Genomic DNA, 13,424 nt, shown 5'->3' with positions numbered 1-13,424 from the left:
CGGTGACGATCGGGGCATGGACACGCGCGCCCGTGGAGCCGAGCCGGAGCCGGAACCGCCGCGGTCGGTGCTGGCGCGCGGGCTCAGCCTGCTGGACGCCTTCGGCTCCGCCGACACCGAGCTGACGCTGACCGAGCTCGCCGCCCGGACCGGGCTGCCCAAGCCGACCGCGCACCGGCTGCTGGCGGAGCTGGTGCGGTGGGGCGGCGTCGAGCGGACCGCGGCCGGCTACCGGCTCAGCATGCGGCTGTTCGTCCTCGGGCACCGGGCGCCGAGCCCGCGCGGGTTCCGCGAGGCGGCGCTCCCCCACATGGAGGACCTGTACGAGGCGACGCACGAGAACATCCACCTCGCCGTCCTGGACGGCGTCGACACGCTGTTCCTGGAGAAGGTGAGCGGCCGCCGGTCGATGCCGATCATCTCCCGCGTCGGCGGCCGGCTGCCCGCGTACTGCACCGCGACCGGCAAGCTGTTCCTCGCGCTCGGGCCGCAGGAGCGGCTGGACCGGGTGCTGGACGCCGGCCTCGTCCGGCACACCCCGCACACGATCGTGATGCCGGGGCTGCTGCGCCGCGAGCTCGCCCGCACCGCCGACCGCGGCTACGCGGTGAACCGGGAGGAGTCGGAGGCGGGGGTGTCCGCCGTCGCCGCGCCCATCCTCGACCGCCGCCGCCGGGTGATCGCCGCCCTGTCCATCACCGGCAACGTGTGCCGGCTGGACCTGGACCGCCTCGCCCCCGCCGTGCGGACCGCCGCGCTGTCGCTGTCCCGGGAGCTCGCCCGCGACGGCGCGCCACCGCTGCCGCCGCGGTTAAGAACCTCCTGAGCGGCGTCTAAGCGTCCTCTCACCCTCCGCTCAGAATCGGTGGCCCACAGTGGTGGCCGGACCTACCGAGGGAGTGCGGATGACGGAGGCGGGCGCGGGCGCGCCGCGGATCCTGGTGGCCGACGACGACCCGGCGGTGCGGTCGGCGCTGGAGCGGGTGCTGCGCTTCAACGGCTACGAGGTCGAGCTCGCGGCGGACGGTCTGGAGACGCTCGAGGCGATCGACCGGGCCGCTCCGGACGCCGTCGTGCTCGACTGGATGATGCCGAACCTGGACGGCATCGGCACCTGCCGGATGCTGCGCGGACGCGGCGACGACCTGCCGGTGCTGCTGCTGACCGCGCGGGACGAGCTGGACGACCGGATCGCCGGGCTCGACGCGGGCGCCGACGACTACATCGCCAAGCCGTTCGAGCTGGAGGAGCTGACGGCGCGGCTGCGGGCGCTGCTGCGCCGCTCGCGCGGGTTCGGCGCGGAGCCCGGCGGCGACGAGGTGCTGCGGTTCGCGGACCTGGTGCTGAACGTCGACACCCGGGAGGTGCGCCGCGGCGGGCGGCCGCTGCACCTGACCCGCACCGAGTTCGACCTGCTGGAGCTGCTGATGCGGCGGCCGCGGCGGGTGCTGGAGCGGGCCCGGATCCACGAGGAGGTGTGGGGGTTCGACTTCGGCCGGTCGTCGAACTCGCTGCACGTCTACATCGGCTACCTGCGCCGCAAGACCGAGGAGCACGGCGGGCCGCGGCTGATCCACACGGTGCGGGGCGTCGGGTACGCGCTGCGGGAGGGCCCGGTATGAGGGTCCGGTGGCGGCGGCGGTGGCACGGGCCGTCGCTGCGGGCGCGGGTCGCGCTGCTCGCCGCCGGGACGGTCATCGCCGCGATCGTGGCGACGTCGTGGGTGTCGTTCACCATGTTCACCGGGCGGCTGCACAACGAGATCGACCAGACCCTCATCGGGCAGGCGCAGACGCTCGCCGACAACGTCAACGGCCGGCCCGGCGACCGGCACGACGGCGACCTGCTGGCGGCGCTGGACATGAGCGCCGCGACGGTCCGCGACGGCCGGGCGGTCTCCCCGCCGGGCACCCGGACGCCGCCTCCCGTCGACCAGGCCGCCGTGCGCCGCGTCTCGGCGCCCGGCGGTCCGCCGTTCGTACTGGCGGACGGCGAGTCGGGCGGCGTGCACATGCGGGTCATCACGGTGCGGGCGCAGGACGGGACGGTGATCGTGCTGGGCCGCTCGCTGACGATGGTCGACGAGACCGTCACCGGCTTCCAGTACATCACGATCATGGTCGGGGCCGGCGCGGCGGTGCTGGCGGCCGGCGCGGGCATCGCGGTGGCGGGCGCCGGCCTGCAGCCGGTGCGGCGGCTGACCCGCGCGGTCACGGCGATCGCCCGCACCCAGGACCTGAACACCGAGCCGATCCGGGTGTCGGGCGACGACGAGATCAGCCGGCTGGCGGGGAGCTTCAACGCGATGCTCGCCGCGCTGAACCGGTCGCGGGAGCGGCAGCGGCGGCTCGTCGCCGACGCCGGGCACGAGCTGCGCACCCCGCTGACCAGCCTGCGCACCAACATCGACCTGCTGATCCAGTCGCGCGCCCACCCCGAGCGGACGCTCCCGCACGGCAACATGGACGCTCTCCTCGGCGACGTGAAGGCGCAGCTACGGGAGCTGACGAACCTCGTCGGGGACCTGGTCGAGCTGGCCCGCGACGACGAGCAGGGCGCGGTGCGCACCGAGGTCCGGCTGGACCGGGTCGTCCCGCAGGCGGTCGAACGGGTCCGGCTGCGCGCGCCGGCGGCGACGTTCGAGACGCGGCTGGAGCCGTGGCTGGTGCGCGGCTCGGAGCCGGCGCTCGTCCGCGCGGTCACGAACCTGCTGGACAACGCGGTGAAGTTCAGCCCGCCGGACGGCACCGTCCGGATCGACCTGCGGGACGGTGAGCTGCTGGTCGCCGACGAGGGTCCGGGCATCCCCGAGTCGACGCTCCCCTACGTCTTCGAGCGCTTCTACCGCGCGCCCGAAGCCCGCGCGCTGCCGGGCTCCGGGCTGGGGCTGGCGATCGTCCGGCACACCGCCGAGCAGCACGGCGGCACGGTGTCGGCGTGCAACCGGCCCGAGGGCGGCGCGCTCATGCGCCTGCGCCTTCCTGGAACACCGCGGGCGTCCGCGAGCCCGCCGGGCCGAGCATGACGATCCGGTCCGCCTCCGGCGCCAGATGCAGGTCGTGGGTGATGAGGATGGTCGTCCGTCCGGCCATCAGCCGCCGCAGCGGGCCGAGGACGTTGCGGGCCGTCCGCGCGTCCAGGCCGGTGGTGGGCTCGTCGAGCACCAGGACCGGCGCGTCCCGCACCATGGCGCGGGCGATCCCGATCCGCTGCCGCTGGCCGCCCGACAGGAGCCGTCCCCGCTGCCCGATCTCGGTGTCGTAGCCGTCCGGCAGCGCGCTGATGAAGTCGTGGGCGTCGGCGGCGACCGCCGCGGCCACGATCTCCGCCTCGGTCGCGTCCGGCCTGCCGTAGGCGATGTTGTCGCGGACGGTGCCGGAGAACATCAGCGTCTCCTGCTGCAGCACGGTGAGGGTGTCGCGGAGCGCGGCGAGCGACAGCTCCCGCAGCGGGATCCCGTCCAGCCGGATCCCGCCGGAGTCGGGATCGTAGAACCGCAGCAGCAGCTTGGTGACCGTCGACTTCCCGGCGCCGCTCGGCCCGGCCAGCAGCACCAGCTCACCGGGCCCGGCCCTGAAGTGCAGGTCCTCGATGACGGGACGGTCGGCGCCCGGGTAGCGGAACGTCACGTGGTCGAAGGCGACGCGGCCGCGCCGCGCGACCCGGGTCCGGGCCGCCGGATGCTCGGCGACCGCAGGGCGGGTGCGCAGCACCTCCTGGACGCGGTCGGCGCCCGCCGCCGCCTCGGACGCGGTGAGCGCGAGCTCCCCGAGGCTCTGCACGTTCGGGTACAGGTAGCCGAGGTAGGCGGCGAAGGACAGCAGCCCGCCGAGCGTGATCCGGTGTTCCTGCAGTTCCCACGCGCCTGCTCCGAGCACGACGAGCACGCAGACCGTCTCGACGACCTCGACGAGCGGCCCGTACAGGCTGGACAGCCGGGTCTCGGCCATCTTCGCCGCCAGCCAGGTGCGCCCCTCGGCGTGCAGCCGCCGCGCCTGCAGCTCCTGCCGGTTGTAGGCCTGGACGAGCGGCTGGTTCGACAGGCTCTCCTCGACGGTGCCGACCATCGCGCCGTTGCTGAGCCGCTCCTGCCCGGCCGCCGCCCGGAACCGCCCCGAGAATCCCCGCGTCACCAGCAGGAAGACCGGGACGAGCGCGCACGCCACCAGCGCCAGGTCCCACCGGACGGCGAACGCGGCGGCGACGAAGAACACCGCGCTGACCACCGCCGTCACCAGCCGGACGAGCCCGGACGCCACCAGTTCCTCGATCGCCTCGATGTCGTCGGTCAGTCGCGCCATCAGATCGCCGAGGCGGCCCCTGTCGAAGAACTCCGGTGACAGCGTCTGGACGTGCGCGAACACCCGGTCGCGCAGCCGCAGCAGGAACCGCTCGCCCGCGAGCGTCGTCACGTAGTCGCCGACGAAGGTCATCAGCGCGGCCACCACCGCGATGGCGAGCCATTCGGCGGCCGGCGTCCAGAAGGCGGCCAGGTCGCGGGCGGCCAGCGCCTCGTCGGTGATGACGCCGAACAGCCGGATCGCCGCGACCTCGCAGCCGGCCGCCGCGACGGCGAGCGCGCCGCCGAGCAGCAGCAGCCGCCGGTCGCCCCGCATGAGCGGCCAGAAATGCCGGAACGTCGTGCGCACCGACACGACGGGCGCGGCCTCCGAAAGAGATGTGCGGGCCACGTCCCCTCCCATCATTCCCGCGCGTTCCCGCGCATGAAAAAAGGACGGGAGCCGGCAGGGCGAGTCCGCTCTCTCCCCCGCCGGCTCCCGCCCGGCTCGGCTGTCGCCCGTTACTTGGCGTTCGTCCGCGGGGCGGGCTTGCGGCGGCGGTGCTTCTTCGGCGGGACCGGCTTGACCGGGCGCTTGCGGGGCTTGGGAGCGATCTTCTTGAAGCTCATCTCGGCTTCCCTTCGGTTTTCTCCTCGCCGCGTTCGCGGCCTTGCAGAAATGAACTTACCGGGCCGACCCGATGACCATTCACAAATGGAACTGAACTGCACCGAAGAGAAAGATAAGAGAATGCTAAGCGCCATTCCGGGAGCGCGCGAAGGCCCCCGGCGCGGCGCACCGGGGGCCTTCGTTCCGCGGTCAGCCGTAGACGGCGTCGTGGAAGGCGATCTCCGCCTCCAGCATCCCGCCGAACCAGCGGATGAGCAGGTCGTCCGGGACGCTCTCGGGCAGGGCGTCCACCTGGCGGGCGAGCGCGTCCACGCCCTCGCGGAACGCCGCGGTCGCGTGCAGCGCGACCCAGTCCGCGATCGGTCCGGACGGTGCGCCGCCTCCCGCGTGGGCACGGCCGCACCACGCGAGGTACAGGCTCTCGGCGGCGAAGAGCACCGTCGTCACCGCCCCGTAGCCGCCCTCACGGGCCGCGGCCAAGGCGAAGTCGGACAGGATCCGCGCGCGCTCCGCGGCACCCGGCCGCGCCTCGACGGGCCAGGCCGCGCGGGCGGCGCGGAAGTAGTCCGCCTGCTCGGTGGTCAGCGCATAGACGGCCCGCGCGTTGCGTTCCATGGCCGTCCAGCCGGGCGCGTCCCACACCGCGAGGCCGTGCAGCCGGGCCGCCGTCGCGACGAACGACGCCTCGATCTCCAAATAGTCGGCGTAGTCCTGGTCGCCGATGGCGCCCGTCGCGACCTCCTGGACGAAGCGCATGGCCAGCGCCCGTTCCATGGTCTCGGAACAGGCGTCGAGCAGCCGCTGGGAGCGGGTCACTGCGCGAGCCACTCGACGAGGCCGCCGAACACGCGGGCGTAGCCGTCCCATTCCTCGCAGAACGGCTTGGGAGCCCAGTGCGGGGAGCAGTCGGAGGTGAACACCGCGGACCGCCCCTCGCCGTATCCGGCGACGGCGACCAGCGGGTCGCCGTTGAGCGTGGCGAGGACGTCGGTGTTCTCCCGGGCGCGGACCCGGTTGTAGCCGAGCAGCGCGGGCCACTCGCCCTCCACCCCGCCGAGCGCGGCGTGGCCGGCGGCGGTGACCTCGGCGTTGGCGCCCGCGGGCAGCTCGACGCGGTCGTCCTCGGGGAGCAGCTCGACCGGCAGCGCCTCGTGCAGCGCCGTGTTGCGGAAGGCGGCCTTGCCCTCGAAGCCGGTGAACGACAGGTACCCGCCGACCATCAGCAGCCCGCCGCCGTCCGCGACCCACGCGCGCAGCGCGCCGAGCCGGTCCGTGCCCGGCACGGCCTGCTCGAACACCTGCGGGGCGAGCTGGATGGAGTTCGCGCCGATGTCGGACAGCACGACCACGTCGTAGCGCCCGAGCGCGTCCGCGTCCCCGGGGAACTCGGCCGGCACCAGGTGGGCGGGCATGTGCTCGACCTCGTGGCCCCGGCTCTCCAGGGCCCGGCGCAGCGGCTCGACACCGGTCACGTACGAGCTGGTGGTGAAGGAGTCCACCCCCTTGATGTGGGTGGACTGGGAGACCCAGCTCTCGCCGGCGATCAGGACGCGGCTCACTATCGATCCTCTCTCTCGGGTGGGAAAACGCGGGGGGACGGGGCGCCGGCGGCCGGTCAGGCCGCGGACTCGAAGAGCCGGGCGGGATTGCCGCGCAGCAGGCCGTCGACGGTCTCCGGCGCGACGCCGAGCGCGGCGAGCCGCCGCGCGAACAGCAGCGGCACGTACTGGAAGCCGTTGCCCCCGTAGGTGGTGAGCATGCTCTTGAGGAACACGTCGTGGCTGAGCAGCAGCCGCCCGCCGTGCCCGCGCGCGACCAGCCCGGCGACGGCGCGGGCGGTCTCGTCCGGGGAGGGCGACTGCCCCTCGCCCGGGTACAGGAACGGCATGCCGATCATGTCGAACTCGAGCCACACGCCCCGGTCGGCGACCGACAGCTGGTAGCCGAGGTCGCCGCCGGACGGGTCCATGTGGCACAGCACCACCGCGCCCGGCGGCACGCCGTACTCGTCCAGGACGATGTCGAGCACCTCGTGGGCGCGGCGCTGCCAGCCCGGCAGGTGGACGTACAGCGGGACGCCGGTCTCGCGCTGCGCGCGGGCGGCGGCGCGCAGCGCGACGTGCTCGGCCGGGGTGAAGCCGGGCGACACCCCGATCTCCCCGATCACGCCGGGCCGGACGCCGGTGCCGTCCACGCCGTTCGCGAACTCGGCGACCAGCTCGGCCGCCATCCGCTCCTCGCCCGCCGCCGCCAGGTGCGCCGGGTGGTACTGCTCCAGGTACCAGCCCGAGCCCATGACGATCCGCAGGCCGCTGCGCTCGGCGAACGAGCGCAGCGCCACCGGGTCGCGGCCGAGGCCGCCGGGCGTGACGTCCACGACCGTGCCGCCACCCGCCGCGGCGAACGCGCGCAGGTCCGACAGCATCGCCGCGTCGTCGTCGAGCGTGCAGTGGTCCAGGCAGTCGTACGGACGTTCGCGCAGCAGCCACGCCAGGCCCGGCGTCGTGCGGGCGTCGCGCAGGAAGGCGAGCGCCGGATCGGTCGCCGGCTTCACCGCCTTGCGGACGTCGTTGCGCAGGTGCTCGTGGGTCAGGGTGAGCCCGAGCCCGTCGCTCGCGACGGGCCCGGACACCGTCATCACGGGCACGGCGCCCGGCCGGGTCTCCGGGACGGTCATGTCCGTCCCAGCAGCTTGGCGCCCAGCTCGGAGAGCGTGCGACCGCGCAGGTTCAGCCAGATCGCGGCGAGCAGCACCAGCCCGGTGACGATCGGGGTGAGGAACGGGCTCACGCCGAGCAGTGTCAGCCCGTTGGCGATCACCCCGGTGATCACGGCGCCGATGATGCTGCCGATCATGGTGCCGCGGCCGCCGAACAGGTCGGTGCCGCCGAGCACCACCGCGGCGATCACGGTCAGCTCGAAGCCCTGCCCGGAGTTGGCCGAGCCGGAGCCGAGCCGCGCCGCGGTGAGCAGCCCGGCGACGCCCGCCGCGAGGCCCGCCAGCATCAGCGTGACCATCTTGATCCGGGCGGTGTTCACGCCCGCGCGGCGCACCGACTCCTCCTGCGAGCCGATGCCGTTGACGTAGTTGCCGAACCGGGTCCTGGCCAGCAGGGTCCCGCCGACCACGACGGTGGCCAGCGCGATCCACGCCAGCGCGGAGAAGCCGAGGAACTTCGCCTCGCCGATCTTGGCGACGTACAGCCGCCGGTCGATCGGCACCGAGAACCCCTTGGTCCACAGCTGCGCGAGCCCGCGGATCACCGACATCGTCGCGAGCGTGACGATGAACGGCGGGATCTTCTGGTAGGCGGCGAGCCAGCCGTTGACCGCGCCCCAGAACAGCCCGGCCGCCAGGGCCGCGACGATCACGATCGAGGAGTCCCAGCCGGCCTTCAGCATCTCGGCCGTGCCGACCGCGACGAACGCGACCGTGGAGCCCACCGACAGGTCGATCTGCCCCGTCGTGATCACGAACGTCATCGCGACCGCGACGATCAGCGTGATCGCCACCTGGGTGGCGAGGTTCGACATGTTGTCGAAGCTCAGGAAGTTGTCCGCGCCGATGCCGAAGCCGACGAACAGCGCGACGGTGACGCCGAGCATCGCCAGCGTCGCCTTGTTGGCGCGCTCCCAGCGGCTCGGGGTCTTCGCCAGGACGGTCGGGGCGGGCGGGGCCTGCACGCTCATCAGGCCACCTCCTCGGTGTGCTCGCTGCCGGAACGGGTGATCATGGCGACGAGCCGCTCGATGTCCAGCGCGGACACCGGCTCGTCCTCGACGCTGCGGCCCTCGTACATGACGGTGATGCGGTCGCAGACCTCGAACAGGTCCTGCAGCCGGTGGGTGATCAGGATGACCCCGACGCCCTGCGCCGCCACGTCCTTGATCATGGCGAGCACCTGGCGGACCTCGGCGACCGCCAGCGCGGCGGTCGGCTCGTCCAGGATCAGCACCCGCGGCTTGAACGACACGGCGCGGGCGATCGCCACGGCCTGCCGCTGCCCGCCGGACAGGTGCCCGATCTCCTGGTAGGTGGACTTGACCCGGACGTGCAGGTCCGACAGCGTCTCGGCGGCCTTCTCGTGCATGGCGCGCCGGTCGATGAACGGGCCCTTGCGCGGCTCGCGGCCGAGGAACAGGTTGCTCGCGACGTCGAGGGTGTCGCACAGCGCGAGGTCCTGGTAGACGATGCCGATCCGCTCGCGGCGCGCGTCCGCGGGGCTGGCGAACCGCACCTCCCGGCCGTCGATCGTGATCTGGCCCGCGTCGTGCTGGACCGCCCCGGCCAGCACCTTCATCAGGGTGGACTTGCCGGCGCCGTTGTCGCCGACGAGGCCGAGCACCTCGCCGGGCGCGAGGGTCAGGTCGACGCCGCGCAGCGACTGCACCGCGCCGAACGACTTGGTGATGCCCTTCAGCGTGACCAGCGGTTGATCGCCCATGATCACTTCTCCAGGTAGTACAGGTAGTCCCCGACGTTGGCGGGGGTGACGATCTGGGTCGGGACGGGGACGTCCTTCGGCGCCGAGCGCTTGCACGCCAGGTCGATCGCGGCGTTCATCGCGTCGTAGCCGAACTGGAAGGTGTTCTGCTGGACGACGCCCTTGATCCAGCCGGCCTTCAGCCCGTCCACCGCCTGGCTGGACAGGTCCCAGCCGACGACCTGGAGGTCCTTGGTGCGCTGCTGGCTGACCACGGCGGCGGCCAGGCCGATGAGCGCGGGCTCGCCGGTGGCGTAGGCGTAGGGCAGGTCCGGGTTGCCGGTCAGCAGGTTCTCCGCGGCGGTCTGCGCGTTCTCCTGGATGTTCCGGCCGTCCACGACGTTCTTGATCTTCATGCCGTGCGCGGTGACCTCGTCGGAGAAGCCCTTCTGCCGCTCGTTCTGGATCGTGCTGTTGAGCGCTCCGACCACGCCGATGTCGCCCTTGCCGCCGGAGATCTTCAGCAGCGCGTCGGCGAGCTGCTTGCCGCCCTCCGCGTTGGCGGTGCCGACCTGCGTGGACACCGCGGGGTCGTCGACGGTGGCGTCCACCGCGACGACCGGAATGCCGGCGTCCTTGGCGCGCCGGATGGCGGGCTTGATGCCCTCGGTGTCCACCGCGTCCACGATGATCGCGTCGTAGTGGCCGGCGACCATGTCGTCGATGGCGTTGGCCTGCGTGGTGGAGTCGTCGTTGCCGTTGACGACCTGCACCTGCGCGCCCGCCTTGGCCGCGACGGTCTTGGCGCCCGTGTTGATCTGGTTGAAGAACAGCGCCTGGAGGTTGATCGGGACGAGCCCGATCTTGGGCGCGCGCCCCTGCACCTTGCAGGCCTGCGCGATCCGCTGGGGCGGCGGCGGGCCCTGCTCGGTCGCCTTCTTCTCGGCCGCGATCTCCTTGCGGGCCTGGACGTCGCAGGCGGTCGTCGCCGTCAGCAGCAGGCCGAGCGCGACCGCGGCCGTCACCGTGCGTCGCATCATGTCTCCTCTCCATGGCGCCACGCGAGCGCGGGGGACGCGTCCGGACCGGTTCCGGGACGAACCGTGTCCGTGGGGGCCGTATGTGCTTGAGCTGTGGTCGCCTCGGCGGGGTGCGCTCCGGCGGAGTCGATATAGGCGAGGACGGTCTCGCGATGCGGCAGCCCCGCGCGCGCGCCGGGCCGGGTACACGACAGGCCCGCGGCGACCGCCGCGACCCGCGCCGCCTCCAGCGGGCCGGAGCCCCGGTCCAGTTCCGCGCAGTAGGTGCCGGCGAAGCAGTCCCCGGCGCCGGTGGCGTCCACGGCGGTCACCTCGATCGCCGCGCCGGCGTGCCGGGCGCCGTCCGGCGTGAACAGCGTCCAGCCCCGGGAACCGTCCGTGACCACCAGGTTTACCCGATGCTGGGTAGCGGTCGCGGCGAGCGCGTCGTCGCCGCCGAGGAACGCGGCGGCCTGCGCGCGGCCGACGATCGCGTGGTCGGCGGCTTCGAGCGCGGCACGGGCCGCCGCGGGCCCGTCGCAGCCGTCGAGGTCGACGACGACCCCGGGCGGGCCCTCGCCGAGCACGCCGGCCGCCGCGGGGAAGCGGTAGCCGTCGAGGTAGAGCCAGTCCGCGCCCGCCGCGCGCGCCTGCGCGGCGACGGCGGCGACGTGCTCGGTGGTGACCAGGTCGTCCTGGCTGATGATGGAACGTTCCCCGTCGGGGGTGAGCAGGACGACCGCGGTCGTCAGGACGCCCGTCCGGGACGTCCACTCGGTGCCGACGCCGTCGGCGGCGAGCGCGTCGAGGAACGCGGTGCTCGCCGCGTCCGGCCCGACGACGCCGGCGAACCGGACGTCGGCGCCCATCCGCGCGGCCGCCACCGCCGCGTTCGCCCCCATCCCGCCCTCGCCGCGGCGCACCGCGGTGGCCTGGACGCGGGCGGCCGGCCCCGGCAGGACCGGGACGGCGACCGTGAGGTCGACGTTGGCGTAGCCGCAGAACACGATCATGGGAGGACCACGCCCGCCTTCGCCGCGGCGGCGGTCAGCTCCCGCACCTTCGCGGCGTCGACCCGGCCCCACCAGCGGCCGTTGTCCTTCACCGAGGACGCGACGATCACCCCGTCGCAGGCCGGCAGCAGCTCCCCGACGTTGCCGGCGCTGATCCCCGAGCCGATGACGACCGGCAGCGTGGTGTGCGCGGCGATGCCCTCGACCTCGTCCAGCGCGGCGGCGTCGCCGGTCCGGGAGCCGGTGGCGATCAGCACGTCGGCGCCGAAGAACTCGGCGTCCTCGGTCTGCTCGGCGAGGGTCCGGTCCGCGACGATGGCGTGCGCGCCGTGCTTGACGTGCACGTCCGCGAAGATCTTGACGGGGTTCGCGCCGATCCGGCTGCGGTAGCGGGTGGCGTGCGCGGCCTGTCCCTCGATGATCCCCTCGTTGGCGACGTAGGCGTTGGCCCACTGGTTGACGCGGACGAACCCGGCGCCGCCCGACCAGGCGGAGGCGATCGAGCACTCCGCGGCGTTCGACAGGACGCTGACGCCGACCCGCCCGGCGGTCGCGTGCCGGACCCGGTCGGTCACCACGGCCATGGCGGCGGCGGTCTCGTAGCCGTGCTCGCCCGGCTTGAGGAACGGGATGTCCCAGTGGTTCTCGACGATCACGCCGTGCGCGCCGCCGTCCAGGTAGGCCCGGGCCTCCTCGATCGCGAACGCGCAGATCTCGTCGAGCGGCACGCCCTCGTAGTGCGGGCTGCCCGGCAGCGGCGGCAGGTGCACGGCGCCGATGACGACCTTGGGGGTGCCGAACAGCTCCTCGACGGCGTTCGGCTTCGGCGGGAACACGCCCAGTGCCCGCTCGCTCCCCGTCGCCCTCACCATGTCGCCTCCTGTGTAATCGATTGCAGTCGTGTTGTCCTGCACCGTAGATACGGATCCCGCAGGCCGTCAAGGGGGTATGATCGGGTCGTCTGTTGTCGATCTGCCCAGCACCCGGGCTTCCGCCAAGCTGGAGAGGTAAACGATTGCAGCGGGTCACGATCGCCCAGGTCGCCGAGCGCGCCGGGGTCTCCACCGCCACGGTGTCGCGCGTGCTGTCCGGCCGCGGGCCCGTGTCGGCGGCCGTCCAGCGCAAGGTCCGGAAGGCCGCCGACGACCTCGGATACCAGGTCAACTCCATCGCCCGGGCGCTGCGCAACAGCCGCACCGACACCGTCGGCATGGTCGTGCCGAGCATCTCCAACCCGTTCTTCACCTCGCTGGTGGAGAGCGTCGAGCACGCCCTCGGCCGCGAGGGCAAGGAGCTGCTGCTCTGCGACGCCCGGTCCGACCCCGAGGTCGAGGCGCGGCGGCTCGCCACCCTCGTCGCCCGCAACGTCGACGGCATCATCGTCAGCCCGAGCCACGGCACGCTCAGCGGCGCCGCCGTCCAGGAGACCGCCGGGCGGCTCCCCCTGGTCCAGCTCGACCGGTTCGTCGGCGGCACCAGCACCGACTGGGTCGGCGTCGACGACGTCGCCGCGATGCGCCAGGTCATGGACCACCTGCACGCGGGCGGGGCGCGGTCGGCGGCGTTCGCCGGCTCGCTGCTGACCAACTCCTCCACCGAGCAGCGCTTCGCCGGGTTCCGCCGCCGCTCCGAGGACCTCGGCATCACCGTGGACCCGGACCAGATCCTGCTCGGCGACTACAGCGTGGAATGGGGCGAGACGGCCGCCGCGCGGCTGATCGCCGCCGGCGACCTGCCCGACGCCATCGTGTGCGCCGACGACCTGATCGCGCTCGGCGTGACCCGGGCCTGCCGGGCGCACGGCGTGGACGTCCCGGGCCGGGTTCAGGTCACCGGATACGACAACATCGAGTTCTCGCGGCTCAGCGAGCCCGCGCTCACCACCGTCGACCAGCCCCGCGACCGGATCGCGACCGAGGCCGTGCGGCTGCTGGCCGCGGCCGCCGGCGAGGCCGACGGGGACCGCGGGCCGTCGGCGCACATCGCGCTCGTCCCGACCCTGGTGGTCCGGGAGAGCACGCGGGCAGAGGCCTGAGACGTCCCGGCCGCCCGGCCGGG

At 73.5% G+C, this 13,424-nt stretch carries 13 protein-coding genes; 4 read left to right on the top strand and 9 right to left on the bottom strand.

Going from position 1 to position 13,424, the window contains the following annotated elements; genetic code table 11:
- The first annotated feature begins 16 nt into the window (after nucleotides 1–16).
- The 3 genes from F9B16_RS05995 to F9B16_RS05985 all read left to right on the top strand — a co-directional run bounded on the left by F9B16_RS05995 (nucleotide 17) and on the right by F9B16_RS05985 (nucleotide 3,025).
- The gene (locus F9B16_RS05995; RefSeq protein ID WP_151538841.1) at nucleotides 17–826 is read left to right on the top strand and encodes an IclR family transcriptional regulator; all 810 of its coding nucleotides are present in this window, start codon (nucleotides 17–19) and stop codon (nucleotides 824–826) included.
- Nucleotides 827–905: 79 nt separating this feature from the next.
- Nucleotides 906–1,622 (top strand): response regulator transcription factor, encoded by a 717-nt coding sequence (locus F9B16_RS05990; protein ID WP_151538839.1) that lies wholly within the window; start codon nucleotides 906–908, stop codon nucleotides 1,620–1,622.
- On the top strand, nucleotides 1,619–3,025 hold the full coding sequence (locus tag F9B16_RS05985; RefSeq protein ID WP_151538838.1) for a sensor histidine kinase: 1,407 nt from the start codon (nucleotides 1,619–1,621) through the stop codon (nucleotides 3,023–3,025). Before F9B16_RS05990 ends, F9B16_RS05985 begins: the two co-directional genes overlap by 4 nt.
- Here the strand turns inward: F9B16_RS05985 and F9B16_RS05980 are convergent.
- The 9 genes from F9B16_RS05980 to F9B16_RS05940 form a co-directional block, all read right to left on the bottom strand.
- Nucleotides 2,964–4,691, bottom strand: a complete 1,728-nt coding sequence (locus tag F9B16_RS05980; protein WP_225991399.1) for an ABC transporter ATP-binding protein — start codon at nucleotides 4,689–4,691, stop codon at nucleotides 2,964–2,966. The two genes, F9B16_RS05985 and F9B16_RS05980, sit on opposite strands and share 62 nt — an antisense overlap.
- Nucleotides 4,692–5,099: 408 nt before the next feature.
- A complete protein-coding gene (locus tag F9B16_RS05975) occupies nucleotides 5,100–5,738 on the bottom strand; it encodes a TenA family protein (RefSeq protein ID WP_151538834.1) in 639 nt (212 codons plus the stop codon).
- Nucleotides 5,723–6,469 carry a glutamine amidotransferase gene (locus F9B16_RS05970; RefSeq protein ID WP_225991398.1) on the bottom strand — a complete coding sequence of 249 codons (747 nt, stop codon included), beginning with the start codon at nucleotides 6,467–6,469 and terminating at the stop codon, nucleotides 5,723–5,725. The genes F9B16_RS05975 and F9B16_RS05970 overlap by 16 nt, the downstream gene beginning before the upstream one ends.
- Before the next feature lie 56 nt (nucleotides 6,470–6,525).
- On the bottom strand, nucleotides 6,526–7,587 hold the full coding sequence (locus F9B16_RS05965; RefSeq protein WP_151538832.1) for a phosphotriesterase family protein: 1,062 nt from the start codon (nucleotides 7,585–7,587) through the stop codon (nucleotides 6,526–6,528).
- Nucleotides 7,584–8,600: an ABC transporter permease gene (locus F9B16_RS05960; RefSeq protein ID WP_151538830.1), complete on the bottom strand. Its 1,017-nt coding sequence runs from the start codon at nucleotides 8,598–8,600 to the stop codon at nucleotides 7,584–7,586. The genes F9B16_RS05965 and F9B16_RS05960 overlap by 4 nt, the downstream gene beginning before the upstream one ends.
- Nucleotides 8,600–9,355 carry an ATP-binding cassette domain-containing protein gene (locus F9B16_RS05955; protein ID WP_151538828.1) on the bottom strand — a complete coding sequence of 252 codons (756 nt, stop codon included), beginning with the start codon at nucleotides 9,353–9,355 and terminating at the stop codon, nucleotides 8,600–8,602. The genes F9B16_RS05960 and F9B16_RS05955 overlap by 1 nt, the downstream gene beginning before the upstream one ends.
- A gap of 2 nt (nucleotides 9,356–9,357) precedes the next feature.
- On the bottom strand, nucleotides 9,358–10,374 hold the full coding sequence (locus F9B16_RS05950; protein WP_225991397.1) for a substrate-binding domain-containing protein: 1,017 nt from the start codon (nucleotides 10,372–10,374) through the stop codon (nucleotides 9,358–9,360).
- Complete coding sequence (locus F9B16_RS05945) at nucleotides 10,371–11,366, bottom strand: carbohydrate kinase family protein (RefSeq protein WP_151538826.1); 996 nt, start codon at nucleotides 11,364–11,366, stop codon at nucleotides 10,371–10,373. The genes F9B16_RS05950 and F9B16_RS05945 overlap by 4 nt, the downstream gene beginning before the upstream one ends.
- Complete coding sequence (locus tag F9B16_RS05940) at nucleotides 11,363–12,238, bottom strand: BtpA/SgcQ family protein (RefSeq protein ID WP_151538825.1); 876 nt, start codon at nucleotides 12,236–12,238, stop codon at nucleotides 11,363–11,365. The genes F9B16_RS05945 and F9B16_RS05940 overlap by 4 nt, the downstream gene beginning before the upstream one ends.
- Before the next feature lie 143 nt (nucleotides 12,239–12,381).
- On the opposite strand from F9B16_RS05940, the gene F9B16_RS05935 reads away from it, so the two are divergent.
- A complete protein-coding gene (locus tag F9B16_RS05935; protein WP_151538823.1) occupies nucleotides 12,382–13,401 on the top strand; it encodes a LacI family DNA-binding transcriptional regulator in 1,020 nt (339 codons plus the stop codon).
- The last annotated feature ends 23 nt before the right edge of the window (nucleotides 13,402–13,424 follow it).

Origin of the sequence: Actinomadura montaniterrae, from assembly GCF_008923365.1 — a bacterium.
Classification (GTDB): Bacteria; Actinomycetota; Actinomycetes; order Streptosporangiales; family Streptosporangiaceae; genus Spirillospora; species Spirillospora montaniterrae.
This window is presented reverse-complemented; position numbering and strand designations above follow the sequence as displayed.